This window comes from Tenacibaculum sp. 190524A02b, assembly GCF_964036645.1.
GTDB lineage: Bacteria > Bacteroidota > Bacteroidia > Flavobacteriales > Flavobacteriaceae > Polaribacter > Polaribacter vairaonense.
In genome coordinates this window covers 2,954,180-2,977,500 of the sequence record NZ_OZ038525.1, presented here as the reverse complement: position 1 = coordinate 2,977,500, position 23,321 = coordinate 2,954,180, and the positions used below count along the sequence as shown (strand labels likewise).

At 34.0% G+C, this 23,321-nt stretch carries 8 protein-coding genes, 2 tRNA genes and 5 rRNA genes (1 of these 15 cut by a window edge); 11 read left to right on the top strand and 4 right to left on the bottom strand.

What is annotated here, in order from left to right; all coding sequences use genetic code 11:
• The 11 genes from ABNT65_RS12175 to ABNT65_RS12125 form a co-directional block, all read left to right on the top strand.
• A 23S ribosomal RNA gene (locus ABNT65_RS12175) occupies nt 1-1,859 on the top strand (it extends 1,010 nt beyond the left edge of the window).
• 119 nt (nt 1,860-1,978) lie between these two features.
• Nucleotides 1,979-2,087, top strand: a 5S ribosomal RNA gene (rrf, locus tag ABNT65_RS12170).
• 396 nt (nt 2,088-2,483) lie between these two features.
• Nucleotides 2,484-4,003 (top strand): 16S ribosomal RNA (locus ABNT65_RS12165).
• Nucleotides 4,004-4,164: 161 nt separating this feature from the next.
• Nucleotides 4,165-4,238, top strand: a tRNA-Ile gene (locus tag ABNT65_RS12160).
• A gap of 114 nt (nt 4,239-4,352) precedes the next feature.
• Nucleotides 4,353-4,426 (top strand) — tRNA-Ala (locus ABNT65_RS12155).
• 228 nt (nt 4,427-4,654) lie between these two features.
• A 23S ribosomal RNA gene (locus ABNT65_RS12150) occupies nt 4,655-7,525 on the top strand.
• A 119-nt stretch (nt 7,526-7,644) separates the two neighbouring features.
• Nucleotides 7,645-7,753 (top strand): 5S ribosomal RNA (gene rrf / locus ABNT65_RS12145).
• Together the 16S, 23S and 5S rRNA genes with 2 tRNA genes alongside form the textbook arrangement of a ribosomal RNA operon.
• 899 nt (nt 7,754-8,652) lie before the next feature.
• Nucleotides 8,653-11,448, top strand: coding sequence for a histidine kinase (locus ABNT65_RS12140; protein WP_348745945.1), 2,796 nt, complete (start codon nt 8,653-8,655; stop codon nt 11,446-11,448).
• A complete protein-coding gene (locus tag ABNT65_RS12135; RefSeq protein WP_348703008.1) occupies nt 11,429-12,172 on the top strand; it encodes a LytTR family DNA-binding domain-containing protein in 744 nt (247 codons plus the stop codon). The genes ABNT65_RS12140 and ABNT65_RS12135 overlap by 20 nt, the downstream gene beginning before the upstream one ends.
• A gap of 128 nt (nt 12,173-12,300) precedes the next feature.
• Nucleotides 12,301-16,053: a T9SS type A sorting domain-containing protein gene (locus tag ABNT65_RS12130; protein WP_348745944.1), complete on the top strand. Its 3,753-nt coding sequence runs from the start codon at nt 12,301-12,303 to the stop codon at nt 16,051-16,053.
• Nucleotides 16,054-16,064: 11 nt separating this feature from the next.
• Nucleotides 16,065-16,238 (top strand): hypothetical protein, encoded by a 174-nt coding sequence (locus tag ABNT65_RS12125; protein ID WP_348703006.1) that lies wholly within the window; start codon nt 16,065-16,067, stop codon nt 16,236-16,238.
• 491 nt (nt 16,239-16,729) lie between these two features.
• Here ABNT65_RS12125 and ABNT65_RS12120 read toward each other — a convergent pair whose 3' ends face one another.
• The 4 genes from ABNT65_RS12120 to ABNT65_RS12105 all read right to left on the bottom strand — a co-directional run bounded on the left by ABNT65_RS12120 (nt 16,730) and on the right by ABNT65_RS12105 (nt 23,319).
• On the bottom strand, nt 16,730-16,894 hold the full coding sequence (locus ABNT65_RS12120) for a hypothetical protein (protein ID WP_348703005.1): 165 nt from the start codon (nt 16,892-16,894) through the stop codon (nt 16,730-16,732).
• A gap of 3 nt (nt 16,895-16,897) precedes the next feature.
• Nucleotides 16,898-19,579, bottom strand: a complete 2,682-nt coding sequence (locus tag ABNT65_RS12115; RefSeq protein ID WP_348745943.1) for a T9SS type A sorting domain-containing protein — start codon at nt 19,577-19,579, stop codon at nt 16,898-16,900.
• Nucleotides 19,580-19,753: 174 nt separating this feature from the next.
• Nucleotides 19,754-22,900, bottom strand: a complete 3,147-nt coding sequence (locus ABNT65_RS12110; protein WP_348745942.1) for a leucine-rich repeat domain-containing protein — start codon at nt 22,898-22,900, stop codon at nt 19,754-19,756.
• A gap of 254 nt (nt 22,901-23,154) precedes the next feature.
• Nucleotides 23,155-23,319, bottom strand: coding sequence for a hypothetical protein (locus ABNT65_RS12105; RefSeq protein ID WP_348703001.1), 165 nt, complete (start codon nt 23,317-23,319; stop codon nt 23,155-23,157).
• Nucleotides 23,320-23,321: the final 2 nt, after the last annotated feature.

Sequence of the window (23,321 nt, the reverse complement as noted above, 5' to 3'; positions counted from 1 at the left end):
CCCAGACCATCAGCTAAGGTCCCCAAATATATGTTAAGTTGAAAAAACGAGGTGAAACTGCTTAGACAGCTAGGATGTTGGCTTGGAAGCAGCCATTCATTTAAAGAGTGCGTAACAGCTCACTAGTCGAGCGGTTTTGCATGGATAATAATCGGGCATAAACATATTACCGAAGCTATGGACTTTAAAAGTGGTAGGGGAGCATTCTATTTGCGCTGAAGGTGAACTGTGAGGTTTGCTGGAGCGGATAGAAAAGAAAATGTAGGCATAAGTAACGATAAAGGGGGCGAGAAACCCCCTCACCGAAAGACTAAGGTTTCCTCAGCGATGCTAATCAGCTGAGGGTTAGTCGGGACCTAAGGCGAATCCGAAGGGAGTAGTCGATGGACAACAGGTTAATATTCCTGTACTTCTTATAATTGCGATGGGGTGACGGAGTAATGAACCCGCCGCGAGCTGACGGAATAGCTCGTTGAAACATGTAGGTATTAGGACTGTAGGCAAATCCGCAGACCTAGCTGAACTGTGATAGTACCACAACTCTTCGGACGCGTGGATAGTGCGGCTAAGGGCTTCCAAGAAAAACCTCTAAGCTTCAGATTATAAGAACCCGTACCGTAAACCGACACAGGTAGTTGGGATGAGAATTCTAAGGTGCTCGAGAGATTCATGGCTAAGGAACTAGGCAAAATAGACCTGTAACTTCGGGAGAAAGGTCGCCAGCAGTAATGCTGGCCGCAGTGAAAAGATCCAGGCGACTGTTTATCAAAAACACAGGGCTTTGCTAAATTGAAAGATGATGTATAAGGCCTGACACCTGCCCGGTGCTGGAAGGTTAAGTGGAGGGTTTAGCTTCGGCGAAGATCTCAAATGAAGCCCCAGTAAACGGCGGCCGTAACTATAACGGTCCTAAGGTAGCGAAATTCCTTGTCGGGTAAGTTCCGACCTGCACGAATGGTGCAACGATCTGGATACTGTCTCAGCCATGAGCTCGGTGAAATTGTAGTATCGGTGAAGATGCCGATTACCCGCAGCGGGACGAAAAGACCCCGTGAACCTTTACTATAGCTTCGTATTGACTTTGGATAAGTAATGTGTAGGATAGGTGGGAGACATTGAAGCGGCGTCGCTAGGCGTTGTGGAGTCATCCTTGAAATACCACCCTTTGCTTATCTAGAGCCTAACTCAGCGATGAGAACAGTGCGTGGTGGGTAGTTTGACTGGGGTGGTCGCCTCCAAAAGAGTAACGGAGGCTTCTAAAGGTTCCCTCAGCACGCTTGGTAACCGTGCGTAGAGTGCAATGGCATAAGGGAGCTTGACTGAGAGACATACAGGTCGATCAGGTACGAAAGTAGAGCATAGTGATCCGGTGGTTCCGCATGGAAGGGCCATCGCTCAAAGGATAAAAGGTACTCCGGGGATAACAGGCTGATCTCCCCCAAGAGCTCACATCGACGGGGGGGTTTGGCACCTCGATGTCGGCTCGTCACATCCTGGGGCTGGAGAAGGTCCCAAGGGTTGGGCTGTTCGCCCATTAAAGTGGCACGCGAGCTGGGTTCAGAACGTCGTGAGACAGTTCGGTCTCTATCTGCTGTGGGCGTTAGAAATTTGAGTGGATCTGACTTTAGTACGAGAGGACCGAGTTGGACTGACCTCTAGTGTATCTGTTGTCTCGCCAGGGGCACTGCAGAGTAGCTACGTCGGGAAGGGATAAGCGCTGAAAGCATATAAGCGCGAAACCCACCACAAGATGAGATTTCTTTAAAGGGTCGTGGAAGATCACCACGTTGATAGGCTATAGGTGTAAGTGCAGTAATGTATGTAGCCGAGTAGTACTAATAACCCATAGGCTTATGTACGTACTTCCCCTCCTTGTGAGGGGAAGCAAACTCTTTACTAAACAATATCTAATTCTATAAAACGAATCAATCATTTTACCATATGTTAACTTATACAGTTGAAATAAACTGAAACGATTTAAGGTGATTATTGCAATGGGGCTCACCTCTTACCATTCCGAACAGAGAAGTTAAGCCCATTAGCGCCGATGGTACTGCCAATGGTGGGAGAGTAGGTCGTTGCCTTTCTTTTTAAATTAACCTCATTACTTTGTAGTGAGGTTTTTTATTAAAATGAGAGCATGTCTCAACGTTCATAAAAATATGTTTAGAAAAAACTTCAAAAAAGTTTTGTTGGAGTTAAAAAAAGTTATTAGTTTTGCATCCGCTTTTGGAGGCGACACGATCTAAGAAATTTTGGAAAGATTTTAAAAAAAAATCAACTAGTTCGATTCTAGTGTTTCTACAAGGAGTTAATTGAAGTTTTGATTGAAAGATGTCAAATATTAAGATTAACAAAGTTCATTGAAAATATTGAAATTGACAGCGTAATTTAAGAGTAGAATTACCACAGATTATTTAAGCGATTAAATAATTCTAAAAAATTCTTTTGAAACTTTTACATTGGATAATATTAAAGATTATACAATGAAGAGTTTGATCCTGGCTCAGGATGAACGCTAGCGGCAGGCTTAACACATGCAAGTCGAGGGGTAACAGAGGTAGCTTGCTACTTGCTGACGACCGGCGAACGGGTGCGTAACGCGTATAGAATCTGCCTTGTACAGGAGGATAGCCTTTAGAAATGAAGATTAATACTCCATAATGTTGATTAGTTGCATGATTGATTAATTAAAGATTTATCGGTACAAGATGACTATGCGTCCTATTAGCTAGATGGTAAGGTAACGGCTTACCATGGCAACGATAGGTAGGGGGTCTGAGAGGATTATCCCCCACACTGGTACTGAGACACGGACCAGACTCCTACGGGAGGCAGCAGTGAGGAATATTGGTCAATGGAGGCAACTCTGAACCAGCCATGCCGCGTGCAGGAAGACTGCCCTATGGGTTGTAAACTGCTTTTATATGGGAAGAAACCGTTCTACGTGTAGAACCTTGACGGTACCATAAGAATAAGCACCGGCTAACTCCGTGCCAGCAGCCGCGGTAATACGGAGGGTGCAAGCGTTATCCGGAATCATTGGGTTTAAAGGGTCGCAGGCGGTCAATTAAGTCAGAGGTGAAATCCTACAGCTTAACTGTAGAACTGCCTTTGATACTGGTTGACTTGAGTTATACGGAAGTAGATAGAATGTGTAGTGTAGCGGTGAAATGCATAGATATTACACAGAATACCGATTGCGAAGGCAGTCTACTACGTATATACTGACGCTCATGGACGAAAGCGTGGGGAGCGAACAGGATTAGATACCCTGGTAGTCCACGCCGTAAACGATGGACACTAGTTGTTGGGATTTATTTCAGTGACTAAGCGAAAGTGATAAGTGTCCCACCTGGGGAGTACGATCGCAAGATTGAAACTCAAAGGAATTGACGGGGGCCCGCACAAGCGGTGGAGCATGTGGTTTAATTCGATGATACGCGAGGAACCTTACCAGGGCTTAAATGTAGAGTGACAGGGCTAGAGATAGCTTTTTCTTCGGACACTTTACAAGGTGCTGCATGGTTGTCGTCAGCTCGTGCCGTGAGGTGTCAGGTTAAGTCCTATAACGAGCGCAACCCCTATCGTTAGTTGCTAGCAGGTAAAGCTGAGGACTCTAGCGAGACTGCCGGTGCAAACCGTGAGGAAGGTGGGGATGACGTCAAATCATCACGGCCCTTACGTCCTGGGCTACACACGTGCTACAATGGTATGGACAATGAGCAGCCACATTGCGAAATGGAGCGAATCTATAAACCATATCACAGTTCGGATCGGAGTCTGCAACTCGACTCCGTGAAGCTGGAATCGCTAGTAATCGGATATCAGCCATGATCCGGTGAATACGTTCCCGGCCTTGTACACACCGCCCGTCAAGCCATGGAAGCTGGGGGTGCCTGAAGTCGGTTACCGCAAGGAGCTGCCTAGGGTAAAACTGGTAACTAGGGCTAAGTCGTAACAAGGTAGCCGTACCGGAAGGTGCGGCTGGAACACCTCCTTTCTAGAGAAAAGATGTGAAGTTACAAAGAAGGTATATTTTACTCTTTAGCTGTTAATTTTAAAACAAGAGACTAAGATCTAAGATTAGTATAGAGTATTTAGGTGTTAGTATTGAGGGGGAAAACTCAATACTCAGAACTAATAGCTCATTACTGAAAAAACAGTCTTGTAGCTCAGCTGGTTAGAGCGCTACACTGATAATGTAGAGGTCGGCAGTTCGAGCCTGCCCAAGACTACTATAGTAAAAATAAAAAAGAGCTTAGTTTCAAAAGGAAATTCTAGAAGCGGGTTATGTTGAGCATTTTGATAAACTCATAACTCAACACTAAAACCTCATAACTAGAAACAATGGGGGATTAGCTCAGCTGGCTAGAGCGCTTGCCTTGCACGCAAGAGGTCATCGGTTCGACTCCGATATTCTCCACAGATAAATGTAACAATTAATCAAATTAGTAAGTGTAACAATTATAGAATTGAAACATTGATGAATTAAGACATTGATACATTAAACAAGTTCATTGACATATTGGTAAAATGATATCGTAAAGAATCAAGATAGAGCGTTAGATAGTATCTAACGAAATATTTTTATAAAAATATAAAGAATTATAAAGAGCTCGTTATAGTATTTAATATGCTATAGCAAAAAGTACAATAAGCTAAATAAGGGCGTATGGCGGATGCCTAGGCTTTCAGAGGCGAAGAAGGACGTGATAAGCTGCGATAAGTTACGGGGAGTGGCACATACATATTGATCCGTAAATTTCCGAATGGGGCAACCCACTATATTGAAGATATAGTACCCGCAAGGGGGCAAACGTGGTGAACTGAAACATCTAAGTAACCATAGGAAGAGAAAACAATAGTGATTCCGTTAGTAGTGGCGAGCGAACGCGGATTAGCCCAAACCAATATTGTTACGGCAATATTGGGGTTGTAGGGCTGCGACATTAGAATCTAAGTTAACTAGAAGTGTTTGGAAAGACACACCAAAGAGAGTGATAGTCTCGTATAGGTAAGCGAAGAGGATATAGCAGTACCCTGAGTAGTGCGGGACACGTGTAATCCTGTATGAATCTGCCGGGACCATCCGGTAAGGCTAAATACTCCTGAAAGACCGATAGTGAACTAGTACCGTGAGGGAAAGGTGAAAAGAACCCTAAGAAAGGGAGTGAAAGAGAACCTGAAACCGTACGCCTACAAGCGGTCGAAGCATTGAACAATGTGACGGCGTGCCTTTTGCATAATGAGCCTACGAGTTACTGTTGCTAGCAAGGTTAAGAATTTAAGGTTCGGAGCCGAAGCGAAAGCGAGTCTGAATAGGGCGCATATAGTTAGTAGTAGTAGACGCGAAACCGAGTGATCTACCCATGGGCAGGTTGAAGCTGTGGTAACACACAGTGGAGGACCGAACCAGTTGACGTTGAAAAGTCTTTGGATGACCTGTGGGTAGGGGTGAAAGGCCAATCAAACTCGGAAATAGCTCGTACTCCCCGAAATGCATTTAGGTGCAGCGTTGAATAAAAGTTTTATAGAGGTAGAGCTACTGATTGGATGCGGGGGCTTCACCGCCTACCAATTCCTGACAAACTCCGAATGCTATAAAATGTTTTTCAGCAGTGAGGGCATGGGTGCTAAGGTCCATGTCCGAGAGGGAAAGAACCCAGACCATCAGCTAAGGTCCCCCAAATATATGTTAAGTTGAAAAAACGAGGTGAAACTGCTTAGACAGCTAGGATGTTGGCTTGGAAGCAGCCATTCATTTAAAGAGTGCGTAACAGCTCACTAGTCGAGCGGTTTTGCATGGATAATAATCGGGCATAAACATATTACCGAAGCTATGGACTTTAAAAGTGGTAGGGGAGCATTCTATTTGCGCTGAAGGTGAACTGTGAGGTTTGCTGGAGCGGATAGAAAAGAAAATGTAGGCATAAGTAACGATAAAGGGGGCGAGAAACCCCCTCACCGAAAGACTAAGGTTTCCTCAGCGATGCTAATCAGCTGAGGGTTAGTCGGGACCTAAGGCGAATCCGAAGGGAGTAGTCGATGGACAACAGGTTAATATTCCTGTACTTCTTATAATTGCGATGGGGTGACGGAGTAATGAACCCGCCGCGAGCTGACGGAATAGCTCGTTGAAACATGTAGGTATTAGGACTGTAGGCAAATCCGCAGACCTAGCTGAACTGTGATAGTACCACAACTCTTCGGACGCGTGGATAGTGCGGCTAAGGGCTTCCAAGAAAAACCTCTAAGCTTCAGATTATAAGAACCCGTACCGTAAACCGACACAGGTAGTTGGGATGAGAATTCTAAGGTGCTCGAGAGATTCATGGCTAAGGAACTAGGCAAAATAGACCTGTAACTTCGGGAGAAAGGTCGCCAGCAGTAATGCTGGCCGCAGTGAAAAGATCCAGGCGACTGTTTATCAAAAACACAGGGCTTTGCTAAATTGAAAGATGATGTATAAGGCCTGACACCTGCCCGGTGCTGGAAGGTTAAGTGGAGGGTTTAGCTTCGGCGAAGATCTCAAATGAAGCCCCAGTAAACGGCGGCCGTAACTATAACGGTCCTAAGGTAGCGAAATTCCTTGTCGGGTAAGTTCCGACCTGCACGAATGGTGCAACGATCTGGATACTGTCTCAGCCATGAGCTCGGTGAAATTGTAGTATCGGTGAAGATGCCGATTACCCGCAGCGGGACGAAAAGACCCCGTGAACCTTTACTATAGCTTCGTATTGACTTTGGATAAGTAATGTGTAGGATAGGTGGGAGACATTGAAGCGGCGTCGCTAGGCGTTGTGGAGTCATCCTTGAAATACCACCCTTTGCTTATCTAGAGCCTAACTCAGCGATGAGAACAGTGCGTGGTGGGTAGTTTGACTGGGGTGGTCGCCTCCAAAAGAGTAACGGAGGCTTCTAAAGGTTCCCTCAGCACGCTTGGTAACCGTGCGTAGAGTGCAATGGCATAAGGGAGCTTGACTGAGAGACATACAGGTCGATCAGGTACGAAAGTAGAGCATAGTGATCCGGTGGTTCCGCATGGAAGGGCCATCGCTCAAAGGATAAAAGGTACTCCGGGGATAACAGGCTGATCTCCCCCAAGAGCTCACATCGACGGGGGGGTTTGGCACCTCGATGTCGGCTCGTCACATCCTGGGGCTGGAGAAGGTCCCCAAGGGTTGGGCTGTTCGCCCATTAAAGTGGCACGCGAGCTGGGTTCAGAACGTCGTGAGACAGTTCGGTCTCTATCTGCTGTGGGCGTTAGAAATTTGAGTGGATCTGACTTTAGTACGAGAGGACCGAGTTGGACTGACCTCTAGTGTATCTGTTGTCTCGCCAGGGGCACTGCAGAGTAGCTACGTCGGGAAGGGATAAGCGCTGAAAGCATATAAGCGCGAAACCCACCACAAGATGAGATTTCTTTAAAGGGTCGTGGAAGATCACCACGTTGATAGGCTATAGGTGTAAGTGCAGTAATGTATGTAGCCGAGTAGTACTAATAACCCATAGGCTTATGTACGTACTTCCCCTCCTTGTGAGGGGAAGCAAACTCTTTACTAAACAATATCTAATTCTATAAAACGAATCAATCATTTTACCATATGTTAACTTATACAGTTGAAATAAACTGAAACGATTTAAGGTGATTATTGCAATGGGGCTCACCTCTTACCATTCCGAACAGAGAAGTTAAGCCCATTAGCGCCGATGGTACTGCCAATGGTGGGAGAGTAGGTCGTTGCCTTTCTTTTTAAAAAGCTCTTAGTTGAAAAACTAAGAGCTTTTTTTATACACTAAAGTTTATTATATTCTTACTACAAGTTTAATAAACTCTCACAAATATTGTTAAAGCTACTTAAAATCATAATAAGAATATGTGTTTTGTTTAGTAGTTTTTAAAGGAAGAATATAGTGTCTTATTATAGAATTACCTTAGAGATTTGTTTGTATCTCTTTAAAAAGCTTTCAGAGCCGTTTTAATGGTTAGAAATTATAGTTTTATACTATTTGGTGGTTACTGATCAATCTGCTGCTTGTTTTGTTATCATTTTAGTAAGGAATCTTTGCTTAATTGTAATGGTATTTACTGTTTTTGTAAATGAATTTCACTTTTTTGTATACTTTTTTAACTTAATTGTAATAGTATTTACTGTTTATGTAAATGAGTTATACATTTTTGTATTCATAGTTAACTTAATTGTAATTGAACTTACTGTTTATGTAAATGAGTTTTACGTTTTTGTATCTATAATTAACTTAATAGTAATTGTACTTACTGTTTTTGTATCATTTGGTACTAGATGTATTTTGCCTTTTTATTGATATATGAGTAATGGTGTTTGTTAGTACGAATTAAAAATGCAGGGTATAAATTATTTTTTAACTTATTTATCATTTTAAAAAACAATTCAATTTATTTATTAGGACACTTCAAAAAAATGCGCTTAATTGGATGAAGTTAATTTATAACTTTGTTTTATATTTAAAATTATTTTACATATTAAGTTTTTAATAGCATTCTTCACAATATTTTTTACAAATATTTGTTTTTCGCAGCATCCTGTTTATGTTAATTTATCTGAAGAGGGGGAGTTTCCTTATGTTGAAATTTACGACCTTATAGAGGATGATTTAGGGTACTTATGGTTGGCTACTGATATAGGCCTTTTTTACTACAATGGTAAATCTTATGAGAAAATCAGAAATTCTAATCAATTAGGATTATCCGTTTTTAATTTCAGAAAAGATGAAAAGGGTAAAGTTTGGTGTAATAACCTCTATGCTCAATTTTTTTATGTAGAGAATAATGAATTAAAATTAGCTTTAGATTTAAAAAATATATTTAAGGGTGCTACTTTTTTACCTGATTTTGCCATTTCAAATGATATACTAAGTGTTATTAATAAGGGAAAGGCAGTTTTTTTTGATTTAAAAACAAAAGAAATAGTTTTTGAAAAAGACGAAATAGGATTAGAATTGGAAAGTTCATGCATAAAAAATTATAAAAATGATAGTTATATAATTATTGATTCTCTATATAAAATTAATCATATAACAAATAGAATAAAAGGTTACGAGATAAATACTAAGGAAAAACATTATAATAGGTTATTTGAAATTGAGGAGGAATTATACTGTTTTCAATCAGAAACTAAATCTCCAGAAATTCATAAGGATAAATATGAGGCTGTATTATATAAATTCTATGCTAATAAAGGAGTTTCCAAAAATAATTTGTTGCCTATAAAACTTCAAGATAAACATATAAATAGTATAAAGAAAATAGATGATTTATTTTTCTTTTGTACTAACGAAGGGCTTTACATTTACAAGTATAAAGATGATTTATTTGTGCTTAAGGAAGTATTGTTTAAAGGTTTTTTTACTACACAAGTAATAAAAGATTACAAAGGAAATATTGTGGTTGCTACCTTAAAAAATGGTTTATATGTTATTCCTAGTTTAAAAATTAGAAAGGAAAAATTGAATAAAAACCTAAATAATGTCAACTCTTTCTTTTTTCATGGAGATAAAGTAATTTACCTGAATAGCAATGGGGAATTTTTTGAGAAAAACATATTGAATAACAAAAGTTTTAGTAATTCTATAACAAATAGAGTTACTGAAATTAAATGGGCAAAAAGGATTAATGATAAGCATGTTTATGTCTATGGAACAAATGGAGGTTTAATTTGGAATTTAGATAAAAATGAATTTAAAAAAGTCTCGTATATTATTGCTAATAAAGATGTAAGTTATCGTGAAATTGATAGCACTTTATTTATTTCAAACTCACAATCTTTTAGTATAAAAAAAATAGATTTAGAGTCGTCTTTTTTTAATCAGTATATAGATACTACATTATATGAAGGAAGATCATGGTTTAATTTTTTGTCTTCTAAAGGAGATGTTTATACTGCATTATCAAACAAATTGTATAGGCTTAGAGAAGGCTTTTTAAAAGAAGAAATAATATATAATGGAGAGAATATACAAGCAAATTTTTGTACAGAAACATCCGATGGAACAATTTGGATAGGGACAATTAACCAAGGTTTACTTAAAATTGATACAAACCTGAATCAAGTTTCAAAAGAAGAAAATTTAAAATCAAATAGATTTTACAAGGTAATCGCTGATAAATTCAATTTATGGAGTTTAGATGATGATTATATTAGTTATCACGATAGGGAAAATGAAAAAGTTTTTAAATTTAATTACAAAAAGGAACTTCAGACAAAAAAAATAATTGATTTTAAGGTATATAAAGACAAATTATATGTTTTGAGTAATAAAGAAGTAATAACTATTGATAAAAAACTGTTAGACACTAAAGTAGGAAAGCAGCGGGTTTTTATAAATAAAATTTACTCGAGAGATAAAGAATTACCAATAAAACGTAAATATAAAATTCCATATAGTCAAAATCAGCTTGAGATTCATTATAATACAATTGGGTATAATATTAATGAAGATGTTTTTGAATATAGATTGAAAGGGTTAGATAAAAAGTGGAAAACTTCTATTGAAACCAATGTGAAATATTCATATATCCCAAATGGAAAGTATGTTTTTCAAATAAGAACAGTTAATAGTAAAAATGGAAAGTATGGAGAATCGCAAAGCATAAATATTACTATAGAAAAACCATATTGGCTTACATGGTGGTTTATATCGCTACTAGTTTCAATAGTTGTTTTAATTTTATATTTCATAATATGGAGAATAAGAAAAGGTCAAAGCATTTTGTATGAAAAAGAAAAGTTAAATAGGGATTTGATTTCTTATAAATTGGAGAATTTGAGATCACAAATGAATCCTCATTTTATTTTTAATACATTAAATTCTATACAAGGTTATATCATTACCAATAAGAAAAAAGAAGCAAGTATATATTTAGCAGAATTTTCTGATTTAATTAGAATGTATCTCGATTTTAGTAGGAAAGAGTTTACGGCACTTTCGGAAGAAATAAAAGCAATTAAATTGTATTTGAAGCTTGAACAAGTAAGAATAGGAGAAAGTTTTACTTATGAAGTAAATTCAGAGGTTGAAAAAAGTACTGAAGACGTATATTTACCATCATTATTTATACAGCCTTATATTGAAAATGCTATTTTACATGGGTTAGTACAAAAAAAAGAGTCTAAAGAGCTAATAATAACTTTTAAATATAATAATAAAACTAAAGATCAGTTAGAGTGTATAATAGAAGATAATGGAATAGGTAGAGAAGCTGCTATGAAATTGAAAAAAATAAAAAGCAAATACCACAAATCTTATGCTTTAAATGCGAATCATAACCGAATAGATTTATTAAATAAGAATAAAAAAGAAAAGGTTAGGATTGAAATTATAGATAAGTTTAGTAATGAAAATAATCCTATAGGGACTAAAGTAATTATAAAAATCCCACAAAAGAATGAAAGTAGTATTAATTGACGATGAAAAAAATGCACTATTATTATTAGCAACAATTTTAAAAGAAACGTTTTCAGAAATAGAGGAAATACATACTACTACAGACTTAAAAGAAGGGGTGAAAATAATTCATCAAAATACTCCTGATATTGTTTTTTTAGATATAGAAATGCCTAATTATTCTGGATTACAGATATTAGATTTTTTTGAGAACAAAAAAGTAAACTTCAATATAGTTTTTGTTACAGCATACAATCAATATGCTTTAGAAGCTTTGAAACTTTCTGCTATAGATTATATTTTAAAACCAGTTAACATAAACCACCTTATTGCAGCTGTGGAAAAATGTAAACAAAGAAAAGAAGAGAAAGAAATAAAGAATAAGTTAGAGAAGTTAAAAAAACTCACATTAAACACTTTATTTATAGAGATACCTAATGGCTTTGTTTTTCTTTCCTATGATGAGATTCAATATTTAGAAGCTGATGGTTCCTACACGAATATTTATGTAAAAGACGGTAATACAAAAGTAATTTCAAAAACACTGAAGTTTTTTGTAGAACAACTAGAAGATAACGACTTCTTTTTTAAATCTCATAGATCTTACTTAGTGAATATAAAATATGTAAAAGAGTTTGTTAAAATAAATGGAGGATACTTAACTATGAAAGATGATACTATAATTCCACTAGCTAAAACTAACTTTAAAGCTTTTTCAGAGAGAGTTAAAGCTCTATTCGGGTAAAAAAAGAAAACTTTTACAAAGAAAATATATCATTTCACAAGAAAAAGGATATGCTACACAAAGACTAGTTATTTATACTTATGTATAGAAATATATTCGCCAAATTATACATAAAATTATAACTAGGAATGAAATTAAAACTACATGTATTCGTATTAATTTCCATACTATTACGGGGGGTAATAATTTATGGACAAAATTTTAGACAATTAGGAGGGGATATTGGTAGCTCAGCATCAGGAAGGATAGCTGTAAACAATAATGGAGATAGAGTTGTTTTCCGAAATGGAACAACAATATTGGTTTATGAATTAAACTCAAGTGAACAATGGGTACAACTTGGAAGTAATGTAAATGAACCGGATTTAATAGGACCTAATCCAATGATGAATGCTATAGGAAATCGTTTTATTGTAGGATCTCAATTTACAAATGGAGGAGGAAATGAAAATGCTGGTCAAGCTAAAATTTTTGAATTAAACGCAAGTAATCAATGGGTGCAGCTTGGAGGAGATCTTAATGGTGATGCTGCTGAAGATAGATTTGCAAGTGATTTTTCTATAAGTAATGATGGAACAAGAATTGCTATAAGTGCACCATTTAGTGATAGTAATGGAGAAGATTCTGGATTGGTACGTGTATTCCAATTAAATGCAAGTAATCAATGGGAGCAACTTGGTACAGACATTGTTGGAGGAATACGTCAACAGTTAGGAAGAAAAATGAGTATGAATGGTTTAGGTAACAGAATTGCCGTGAGCATACCATTTGGTAACCAAGTATTGGTATATGAGTTAAATGCAAGTAATCAATGGGTAAAATTAGGAAATACAATTGCAGAAAAAGCAGGTTCTTTAGCTATTAGTGATGACGGAGATACGCTAATTTTAGGCAATCAAGCGTCAGGGAGCAATGGTTTAAGTAATAATGGTCAAGTAAAAATATTCGAATTAAATGCTGCTAATAATTGGGTTCAAGTTGGAAGTAGTATTGAAGGGGAAGTAAATGAAGAAAGAATAGGAAGGTCTGTATCTATAAATAATAATGGAACTAAAATAGTTTTTAGTTCTAGGTTTCTTCCTAATACACCTATAAAAGTTTTTCAGAAAAATATTAGCAATGAATGGGAACAAGTTGGTACTACGTTGAGTGCTTCAACAGACGCTGTCCAAATGAATGGAACTGGAGATAGAATAGTATTTAGTGCTGAGAACAGAACTGCAAATGTTTTTGAATTTTCAAATGATGTTCCTATTTCAATAGCTCCTAGTGTTCCTTCTTTAATAGAAGATACTGTAAGTGTAGATCTCGGAGATGATATTGAAGTTAAGGATATAAATGGGAATGATCAAACGGTTACATTTACAGTAACTGGAGGTACTTTAACATTAGGTAGTACAGGAATTACTTTTGGAGGAGATGGTAATGGATCAGCAAGTTTTACAGCTCAAGGAACTTTAACAGCTATTAACTCAGCATTAGATGTAGCAACGTTTACTCCTACTTCAAATTTAAGTGGTACAAATGTCGCTAATATTTCATTTGTAACTAATAATGGAATTTTTGATTCTAATACAGCGTCTACTACATTTAGTATTACTTCTGTTAACGATGCTCCAAGCTTTAATATTCCTTATGTATCTGATAATAACTTAGAAAATAGACCAAGGGTAGCAAGTATTGTAAAGGATATAAATGATGGAGATGAAGAAGCGGTACAAAACTTAACGTTTAATGTATCAAATGATAATAACTCTTTATTTACAGTACAACCCACTATAGATGCAACAACAGGAAAATTAAGTTACACTACAGCATCTGGGGCTTATGGAAAAGCTGTTTTAACAATTACGTTACAAGATGATGGAGGAACCTCAAATGGAGGTGTAGATACTTCAGCAGCACAAACATTTAATATTAATGTATCTCTTATAAATAGGGCACCAACCTTTGATTTACCAACAAATCCAAATTTAACTATTACAGAAGACACAGGAGCACAAGTAGTGAATGGATTTGCTAAGAATATGGACGATGGTAACCCTGACAAAATTCAAAGAGTAAATTTTAGAGTTTTAAATAACAATAATGAATTGTTTAGTATTCAACCAGATATAGATGAAGATACAGGTAATTTAACGTATACTCCTGCAACTAATATAAATGGAGTAGCTACGATTACGGTAACTCTTATTGATAGTGGAGGAACAGGTGCTGGAGGTGTAGACACTTCTGAAGAAAAAACGTTTACAATTACAGTTACACCAGATAATGATATTTTATGGGATGGAGATACAAATACTTCATGGACTGAGAATGCAAACTGGGAAAATAATATAGTACCTTCAAACACAAAAGATATCGTAATTCCCAATGCAACTAACTTGCCAGTAATAGAAAGTGGCTTTACAAGAAACATGAATGATTTAGCTATTGAAAGTTTAGCTGGGTTAACTGTAAATGCAGGAGGAAGTGCAATTATTAATGGTGATTTTGATAGTAGTGGAACAGTCGTTGTTAAATCTGGAAATTCTGGTAATGGTGTTTTTATTGTTAAGGGTACAGCTAATGGTATGGTAACTTATGAACGTGATCGATTGATAGCAAACGAATGGAGTATGATATCGGCTCCTGTAATAGGTCAAAGTATTAAAGAATTTGTTGAAAACCCAGCCAATGATATTCGTATTAATACTACAGTAACTCCAAACCGTTATGCAGTAGCATATTATGATGATAGTAAGCCAGCTGGAACAAAATGGGTATACTACACAACTGATGATTTAGCTACAAATCATATCACTTTTGAAAAAGGAAGAGGATATATTATTTCTAGAAAAACTAATGGAACAGTAACATTTACTGGAACTTTAGAAACAGAGAATGTAAGGAAATCTTTAGTAGCTTCTCAATGGAATGCTATTGGTAACCCTTATACAGCACTCATACCTGGTAATAATAATTCGGCTAACTTTATTACTGATAATTTAAATGATTTAGATCCTGCATATGTTGGGTTTTATACATGGGATAATAACCAGAAAAAATATGTAGCAAATTTACGATCTACAGCAACAAAATCTATTGTGCCTGGACAAGGTTTCTTCGTGAAAATGAGAGCAGGAAGAACTTCTGTAATATTTGCAGAAATTAGAAGGAATACTCAAGCTTTGCTTGGAGGTGTATTTTCAAGAAGTACGAATGAAGAAAATATTATATTATCTGCCACTACAAATAATAGAACTGTACAAACTACTATTAACTTTAGAGATAATTCCTCATTAGGATTAGATCCAGGTTATGATGCTGGAAATTTTGATGGAGCTTCGTTTGATATCTTTACACGCTTAGCAAATGGTTCTTCTAATACCAATTTCACAGTACAATCATTACCTAATTCAGAATATAAAAATTTAGTAATTCCTGTTGGTGTTAAAGCAGTAGCAGACTCTGAGGTTATCTTTTCAATAGCATCATCAAATATACCAAAAGGAGTAGAAGTGTATATGGAAGATAAGAAAACAAATTCTTTTACAAAGTTAGATAGTCAAAATACATTTAAAGTGACTTTTAAAGAAAGTGTTAATGATACCGGTAGATTTTATTTACATGCAAAATCAAATGAATTTAACAACTTAGATTTAACGGCTAAAGAAATTAATATATATAATTCAAATACAACAATAACAGTTGAAGGTATATCGGCAAACGAATTTGATTTTACATTATATAATACACTTGGAGCTACTGTATATAATAAAACCTATACAGGGAAAAGAAAGCGTATAATTTCTATTCCTTCATTAGAAACAGGAATGTATATTGTTCATGTGGTAACAGTTGAAGGTACAAAGAGTAAGAAAATTTTTGTTAATAAATAAAGCAGATTAAAATGAAAAAAGTTGATGAACATGTAGATGACGCAATAACTAGAAAAGAAGCTCTAAAAAAACTAGGAAACTATGGCAAATATGCTACGTTAACTGCGTTAAGTACCTATTTAATATTGAGCCCTAAAAAAGCACAAGCGCAAAGCCCAGAAACACCGGGTGAAGGGTTCGAATAAAGCATAAGTATGGTTAGTTTTACTTTTAATAATACTTGTAAAAGTTGTCATAATAATACACTTAAAAAAAGAATAAAAAGGTCAAGAGTTGAAAGAATAATTTTACCGATGACCATAAAAGTTAAATGTACCTACTGTTATAAAGTATATTTAAAGTTTTAAATGTCCATAAAATGATAGATATAAACTGATTTTTAAATGAATAGAAAAATGGACAATGTAAAATATTCTTAAACGAAGTTAATAGCAATTTATGCTAGATTTTAAACCATTATAGTAAATATGCTATAATGGTTTTTTATTATACCAATTAAACGTTTATATGCCACATTTTAAAGCTTAATTAGTATTATAGACAGAAAAAAGAATAAAAATATCTGATAAAATGAAAATACTATGAAGGGAACTTATTAGAATTAATAAAAAAAATCTCGAACTTTCGCTCGAGATTTATGGTGTGTTATATTTACTCCCCTTCTCAATAAATATAACTAAAAACCTTCTCCTGGACTTTCAGGACTTTGTGCTTGTGCCTTTTTAGGATTTAATAATAGGTAAGTACCTAAAGCTGTTAAAGCGGTGTACTTTCCATAATTTCCTATCTTTTTTAAGGCCTCTTTTCTGCTTATATCTGTATTATTGGTTTGTTTTTTCATTTTTTAAAGTATTATTTTTTGAGTAGTTTGTTGGGTAGCTGTTTTTATAGTTACTAAATAAACTCCTGTAGCTACAGATGGTATATGAACTTTTGTATTACTAACCGTAGTTTTTTCATTGCTAATAAGCTTACCTTGTACATTGTAAATATTTACCGTAGCATTTTCCTTTAACCCTTTTAATTGTAAGGTGTTTGCATCAAGTTTTACAATGTTTATTTTGTCTAAAGCTATTTCTTCAGTACTTAAGGATTTAGCAGTTGTGTGTAAATAAAAACGGTTTTTACTTTCTTTTGTAGTTAAGGTTACTTTATAAGAGCTATTAGCATCTGTTATATCAGTAATTGTATTCGTTTCTTTATCTTCTAACAAAATTCTAACACCTTTAGGGAGGTTGTTACTATGAGCTTTAATAGTAAGTTCTTTACCTTCTTCTGTTTTGATGCCTAGAGGAATGTTACTGTTACTAGCTGCTTCTTTAGCTAAACATTGTAAGGCAAAAGGAGTTCCTTTGTCTTCAGAAACTAACTTAGTGTAAATGGCTGTTTTTGAAGTGTCTCCATTAAATAGTCCTGCGTCATAACCAACATCTAAACCGTTAGTAGCATTGTTTAAGTATTTAATAAAGGTTTGCTTTTGAAGTTTACCTTCTTCTAATGTAAGAGTAATGTTAATGTCTTCATTATAAGCTCTATTGGGAGCCATAGGTTCATGTGCTAACAAGGTTTTATCAAAAGGAAGGTTATTCGTTGTATTTTTAATCATTACAAAATATCCTTCCATAGGTTTAATATATTTGGCAGGAGAAGCATTGTTTACTACCTCATAAGATGCTGTTACTGGATTCCAGAAATATACCGCAGCATAAGAAGGATCTAATTGATCTGAAAATTTAGATAAAAATGTAGTTGTAGCACCTGTATTGCTATTAACAGGAATACTAGCATAGTATGGGTTACCTAATAAATTCCAATTATTTTTACTACCAGCGTTTACAGCACAGTTAATATTAGGAGCTAAATCACCAACATGTCTGCTACTAGAAAAATAGTTAACACTACTTTCTTCTGAAACTTTAATAGCATATCCTTTTGTATTATAAAACAAATCGTTAGAAGTAGTTTTATAATAAGACCAACCTGAACTTCCTGTAGCATTGTTGTTATAAGTGGCAAAACCAACATTACCTTTAGTACTAGTTGTAGTATCTAATGTTGAGAAATCCATAACATTTTTTACAGTTGGTCCTTGAATAGGTAAAGAAGCCAAGTACCATTTTGTAGCATCTAAATTTTGTCCATTATATTTACTATAAAAAGCTCGAATGCTAGCAAAACCAGTTATAGTTCCATTAGCTATAATAGAACCTTGGTTGTACATAGTAATAGCCCCATTTTGATAGTTTATATCATTAGTAGTTAATTGGCTAAGTCCATTTAACCCAATAATTAAAGTACCTTCTAACGTTAAATTGTTTATTGTGGCACGTATATTATCTAAAAGCACGGTTTTACCACTAGGTATTTCAATGTCTTCTTCAGTTGTAGGTAAATGATTTAAACTCCAATTACTAGCCTCTGTCCAATTGTTATTGGTATTTCCTGTAAAAGAGTTTATGGTAGTGCTTGAACTATGTTTTTTTACAACTAATCTAAAAGAAGTATCTATAAAAGCTATGTAGGTACTTTCACCATTGTTACTAATTGTCGTATCATAATACTGATTTAAAGTTTGAATAGAACCAAGACCATCAGCAAAACTTTCCCAAGATGTTCCATTATGTTTTTGAGCAATACTACTTCTAAAATTGTGATTAATATCTAGTGTAAAACCAAAAATATATGGTGTTTGATCTTGAATATTAATTTTAGGAAGGTTAAGATGATAAGTACCTATACTAAATGATTTATCGATCCATGAATTGGTGTTGTACTCTAATAAATAAAATATTGAAGATCCAAAATAAGAAAAAGCTAAAAAAGGAGTATTATTACTTACTTGTAAATCAATTTGGCTTACTCTATTGTAAGCCGATGTATCTCCGATTAATTCCCAAGTTGTACCATTATATTTTTTAACGTAAGGTTTACTATCTATAACATAGGCTATATATGGAATATTGTTGTCGAAAATTAATTTACTAGTTTTATGACTTCTTTCAGAAAATAGAGTGGTACCAACTTGTCCCCATGCTGTACCATTAAATTTTTTGACAACTAGATACCCATTATCATTATCATCTGAATAAGCTACATAAGGACTATTACTATTGTCAAAATTTAATGAGTATTTAAAATACGGCCCAGATTCTAAATCAAATTTACTACCTATGGTATCCCAAGTATTACCATTTTGTTTTAAAACAACTATTCTACTAAATTGAGTTGTATAGGCTAAATAAAGTGTGTTGTTTGAATCAAACTTTATAAAAGGAAGTCCAACAGATGTTAGATTAGGTATTGTAATGCTCTCCCAAACAGAACCATTGTATTTTTTTAATTCAAGCTTATTAGTATTGTTACCATCTATATAGGCTATATAAGGAACGTTATTGTTATCTAGAGAAAAAGATAGATCTCTAGTATTAGAGGTTGGTAAATTATTGGGATCAAGATCCGTCCATTGTGCCCAAGAAGCTGTGATGGGTATTAATAACATGCACAGCAAAAATGTAATTTGTTTCATGTAATAGGTTGTATTTAATTATAACAGTGCAAATGTATTTTTGAGAAGAATACGTCTCTCACCCGTTTCGGGTGATTTTTCATTTTGACATAAAAAAACACCTGAAAAACAGTGTTTTCAGGTGCTAACCAAACTTAAAACTATAAAATTAAGTACTTATAAAACTATATTAGGCTACTGTTTCACAAACTTTTTAGTAACTATTTTGTTTGTTTGAGTTACTGCTTTAATAAGATAAATTCCTTTAGATAATTCATTTACATTAATTTTTTTATGGTTTGCTACTAATACTTTACTTCCTTGTAAGTTGTATATAATTACTTTTTTAAGTGTTTCCGTAGTATTAATAGTTAAGTTACCCTTTACAGGATTAGGATATATACTAAAATTAATGGTATCAAATTCATTTACAGAAGCTGTGGCACAGTTTTCACTATAGGTAGCGGTAGCATCTTTAAAGTTTTCCCAACTCGTATTACTAATAGTGGCATCATCTACTTGAATACAAGTTAAATCAGGGTTGTTTTCAAAGCTTATATACCAATTGGTTTCAAAAAGTAAATTTTTATTGTTCCCATTTTTAATGTTTAAAGAGCTAAGTTGATTACTATTTACATAAAATTGGGCTAGCTTGTTATTATTGGATGCATCTAGGTGGGTTAATTTATTATTGGCAAGATGTAACTCTTTAATTTCTATGTTTTTGCTTAGTTCTAAGTTAGTTAGTAAATTACTATTAGCATAAAGAGTCTTTAGTTTAGCATTTTGACTAATGTCTATATTTTCAATCATATTACTACTAAAGTTTAATACTTCTAATAATGTATTTTTAGAAACATATAAGTTTCTTAGCTCATTATCATTTACATATAAAAGTGTTAACAAAGTATTGTTAGAAACATCAAAGTTTTTAACTTGATTAGAACTAATGCTTAATTGAGTAAGTTTTGTGTTTTTAGAAACATCTAAACTGGTTAAAGCATTACGAAATACTAAAAGACTTGTAAGTTTTAGATTGTTAGTAATATCTAAGTTAACTATTTGATTGTCTGGGGCTTTAAGGTCTGTTAATTCGATAAAATCTTCAATACCTGTTAAATCTTTAATTTCTTTCTTACTAACATCTAGTTTAGTAATGGTATTAATATTATCTGTAGGTACTTTTCCATCAATAGCACCAGAATCATAACCCGCATCAATTAAAGCCTGTTCAAAATTGGCGTCTGGAATTTGCGTATAAGCAATAGAAGCACAACTTTCTCTAAACTCAGCAGTAGTATCTTTTTTACTAGTCCAATTTGCATCACTATACGCTTTGTCATCTACTTCAATACAGGTTAAATCAGGGTTGCCAGTAATCCAAATATTTGCAATATTGTTGTTGTTTGTATTTTTTAAGTTAGCACTTGTTAATTTATTATTAGATAAAAAGATACTATTCAAAACTGTATTTTTACTAACATCAAGAGTAGTTAATTGATTGTTGGATATATTTAATGAAGTTAACTTAGTATTGTTAGAAACATCTATATTGGTTAACTGGTTATATCCAAGATTAATACTTTTTAGTAAAGTGTTATTACTAACATTAACAGTAGTTAATTGGTTTTTATCTAACACTAGTAACTCTAATAAAGTAGTATTGGTAAGATTTAAACTAGTTAATAAATTTTCACTACAATATATTTCTTTTAGTTTATTATTGTTAGATACATCTAAGTTAGTTAACTTATTTTTAGATAAGTATAAACTTGTCAAGTTGGTGTTTTTAGAAAGGTCTATAGTGGTTAATAGGTTGTTGGTTAGGACTATAGATTCTAAATTAATGTTTTTAGATAAATCAATATTAGTTATTTGATTATTAAAGCTTGTTAAACTTTTTAATGCTATGTTTTTAGATAAATCGATATTAATTAGTTTGTTTTCGGCTATAGATAAAACTTGTAATGCCTCAAAATCTTCAATACCTGTTAAGTTTTCAATATTTTTATTATATAAAAGTAAAGAGGTAACTGCTTTAATATTATCTGTAGGCACTTTTCCATCAATGCTACCAGAATCATAACCCGCATCAATTAAAGCCTGTTCAAAATTAGTGTCTGGAATTTGCGTGTAAGCTATTAAAGCATTACAATCTTCACTAAAAACGGTTGATTCATCTTTTCTTTCTGACCAGTTTGCATTACTATAGGTTTCATCATCTACTTGAATACAAGTTAAATTAGGGTTACTATCAAAATTCAAGTCATACTCCCCAGTTTTTAAATTCGTGTTATTTCCGTTTTTAATGTTTACGGAAGTTAATTGATTACTTCTTAAAAATATTTCTTCTAGGTTAGGATTATTAGTAGCATCAAAACTAGTTAGTTTATTAAGAAATAATCTTAGTTTTTTTAATTGACTATTTTTAGAAATATCAATAGCTGTAATTTGGTTTTTTTCCAATTGTATGTGTTCTAAATTTAAGTTTTTAGAAACATCAATAGCTGTTAATTTGTTTTCAGTAGCGCTTAGTTTTTCTAAAGCAATATTTTTAGAAATATCAATAGTAGTTAAATTATTTTCATCTAAATCTAAATCTTTTAGCAGTATGTTTTTAGAAATGTCAATGGTATTTATATTACAACCAGAAACACCTAGTTTTGTTAAGTTAACATTTTTAGAAATATCAATAGTAGTAAGTGGAGTATAAGTTAGGTCTAACTCAGTAAGGTTAGCATTATTACTAAGACTTAAATCACTAACTTCAGTATCAAATAGATTAAGTTTTTTTAAATTGTTATTTGTACTTATATCTAAATTCTCAATAGGAGTATAAATGAGATTTAATTCATTTAAGTTACTATTGTTACTAGTATCTATAGTTTTTATAGACATTCTATAGGCATAGAATTTTGTTAGTTGGGTATTGTTGCCAATATCAATAGTTTTTAAATTAGGACAATAAGAAAATGAAATATCTATTAATTGAGTGCTCTTGCTTAGATCAATAGCGTTAAGATTACTATAACTAATTCTTAAGTATTCTAGTCCCGTGTTTTTGCTAATATCTAGTACATTTATATAAGCGTTAGAATCACTAATACGTAAAATAGCTAAACTTGTAAAATCTTCAATACCTGTTAAATCTGTGATTCCTTTACCATATAATTCAAGTGTTGTTATGTTCGCTATTTTAGCAGTAGTAACATAGTTGTCTAAAGGACCAGCGTCATATCCTTCATCTATTAAATATTGTTCAAAATTATCATCTGGAACATAAGTGTTTTGCGCTACGGAAGCAATAGCTATAAAAAATAGCCATAAAGTAATTTTTTTCATGTGTAGGTTTTTATAAAATTATAACAGGGCAAAAGTATTTTTGAAAGTAATTCACCAGTCACCCGTTTCGGGTGAAATTTTAATGATATAACAATAGCTAAAAGATTTATTTATTGATGGTTATTGATGGTGTAAAGAGAAAAAGTACCTATCAATTTCTTGATAAGTACTTTTAACAACTATTTAATCACAGGTTGATAGCCAAGTTAATAAATAACTTTGTGGCTAATTTCTATTTATAATGTATGATAAACTTAAAAACCTTCTCCTGGACTTTCAGGACTTTGTGCCTGCGCTTTTTTAGGGTTTAATACTAGGTAAGTTCCTAAAGCAGTTAAGGCAGTATATTTACCGTAGTTTCCTAGTTTTTTTAAGGCTTCTTTTCTGCTGATGTCTGTATTGTTGGTTTGTTTTTTCATTC